General features: G+C 59.6%; 1 protein-coding gene. It reads right to left on the bottom strand.

The window, feature by feature from the left end:
* Nucleotides 1-13: 13 nt before the first annotated feature.
* Nucleotides 14-256, bottom strand: coding sequence for a hypothetical protein (locus V6765_RS24075; RefSeq protein WP_448433132.1), 243 nt, complete (start codon nucleotides 254-256; stop codon nucleotides 14-16).
* Between the last annotated feature and the right edge of the window lie 202 nt (nucleotides 257-458).

Genomic DNA, 458 nt, shown 5'->3' with positions numbered 1-458 from the left:
TCAGACCAAGGCGCTACGGGCCGTCAGGTGCCGCATCCCCCGGCGGCGGGGTGGCAGTGGCAGAGCCGATGGCGAGCGCGGCTTCGCGCCCGCGATAACCGGCCACGAGCGCGCTTTGATCGGCAAACGCCTGGGCATCGACCTTTGCCGGGTCGCAAATCTCGCGAAGCGCCTTGTACATGGCCGCCGACATGCCCACCTGATGCTCCTTCAAAATGCCGTTGATTTGCTCATCGGAAAACCTGGATCGACTCATTGTCCGTCTCCTTCGTTGAGGAACAGACTAACCAAAAAACGAGGATCATTCAGGGGAGCAGGTCAGGCGACGGGTATCTCGTGGGGAGACAACAAAAAGGCCTCGCTGGCTGAGAGCGAGGCCTTTGACATTGCTGATAAAACAGGTTTGGTTGCGGGGGCAGGATTTGAACCTGCGGCCTTCAGGTTATGAGCCTGACGAG

The sequence above is a fragment of the Martelella sp. FOR1707 genome (genome assembly GCF_053484265.1).
The sequence above is the reverse complement of the archived record's forward strand: the minus strand, read 5'-3'. Positions and strand labels throughout refer to the sequence as shown.